Source organism: Myxococcus sp. SDU36, from assembly GCF_030168875.1.
In the GTDB taxonomy this organism is placed as follows: domain Bacteria; phylum Myxococcota; class Myxococcia; order Myxococcales; family Myxococcaceae; genus Myxococcus; species Myxococcus vastator.
Genome location: NZ_CP077414.1, coordinates 2,090,760 through 2,092,209, shown reverse-complemented (window position 1 = coordinate 2,092,209; position 1,450 = coordinate 2,090,760). Strand labels below are relative to the sequence as shown.

The 1,450-nt window shown below is 64.7% G+C and carries 2 protein-coding genes; both read left to right on the top strand.

Annotated elements, in window-relative coordinates; all coding sequences use genetic code 11:
• Positions 1-209: 209 nt before the first annotated feature.
• Positions 210-911, top strand: coding sequence for a peptidylprolyl isomerase (locus tag KGD87_RS08295; RefSeq protein ID WP_284666923.1), 702 nt, complete (start codon positions 210-212; stop codon positions 909-911).
• The gene (locus KGD87_RS08290; protein ID WP_284666922.1) at positions 911-1,309 is read left to right on the top strand and encodes a hypothetical protein; all 399 of its coding nucleotides are present in this window, start codon (positions 911-913) and stop codon (positions 1,307-1,309) included. The genes KGD87_RS08295 and KGD87_RS08290 overlap by 1 nt, the downstream gene beginning before the upstream one ends.
• Positions 1,310-1,450: the final 141 nt, after the last annotated feature.

The following is a 1,450-nucleotide window of genomic DNA, read 5'->3' as shown; positions in this document are numbered from 1 at the left end:
ATCGCACTTTATCAAATCGAGGCGTTCCGGCGCCCCACTGGGCTCCCTGCACACTGATCACGGCTGTTGTCTTCCTGACAGCTATATCTACCACGGGCTGCCGCGATGCAGATGTCGTCGCCGAGGTGGGGAAGCGCGCCATCCTTCGTGCTGACCTAGAACAGTTTGCTGCCCGGCGGGCACCTGGCTTGGAATCGGTTGAAGCACAGTTGGACGCGCTTATCAGCCGCACTCGATTGGCCGAGCAAGCTGTCGAGCTGGGGCTTGATGAACGCGAAGACGTCCGCGCACGGCTCGCCGCAGCTCGCCGTGAGATCCTAGCGCAGGCGCTGCTACAGCATGAACTCAAGGACGCTACGAGTGAGGCAACGCTGCGTGCTCGCTTCGAGGCCTCGAAGGATACGTTGGCCCGCCAGCAGATCCATGTACGCCACATCATCGTGCGGCTTGCGGCCGACGCAGATGCGGCAACGCGACGCCGGGCTCGGGATCGCGCCAATGTCCTCTACGCCCGAATCATTGGAGGGGAGGACTTCGAACTCGTGGCACGCGAGGCGAGTCAGGGGGAAGCCGGCGCCGCACACACGGCGGACATGGGCATCATCCAGGAAGGGCAGGTCCATCCATCGTTCTTCGAGGCCGCAGCAGCGTTGGAGAAGGATGAACTGAGCAAGCCGTTCGAGACGCCGTATGGCATTCACGTGGTGCAGGCACTCGCGCCGGTCGAGACCGTGATTCCTTCGTTCGATGAGGTTCGAGGACGTCTTGCGGCAGACGCACGGAGTGAGGCGGAGAACCGCTTGATGTCTGACCTGGAGACCCGCATCCCCGTCAAGCGCTTCCCGGAGGCCATGCCGCCTTCGGATGCGGGAACCCATGGAGACGGTGCGTCGGGCGGGGGGGAGGGCTGATGATTCTCAGCCTGCTTCAGTTCCGGTTCGCTTGCGTCGGTGTGCTGAGCTTCTGCCTCGTCGGATGCAGCGAGAAAGCCGCGGTGGAACGCGCCGCGCCGATAGCTCAGCCTGAAGCCTCCAACGCGGTGCTGGCGGACCATCAGTTCACGCAGGCAAAGCAGCGCACCAAGGCGCTCGGGGAGCGCTGCGCGGCGGGCGGTGAATCCGACTGCGTCTCCCGGCTTTGTCTCCGTGCTGGGCCCCGGCTCGACCAGGACTACTTCTGCAGCCAGCAGTGCCTCGAGGACGAGGCCTGCCCGAAGGAATGGCGCTGCATTCAGATTCACCCTTCCGCCGGAGGCCAGGTGTGCATGCCGCCCGAAGGCTGGACAGGCGCTGTCGCGGAGCCTCGATGAAGCCGCTTGTGAGTACAGCCATTTCGCTGGTCGGTGCGCTTTACCTGATGCTGCCTGGAGGCGCCCGGGCGCAGGCTCTGTGCCTGCCGGGAAGCGACTGCTGCGGCGTCGAGCCGTGGTCACAAACCGTGGCCGAGCCGT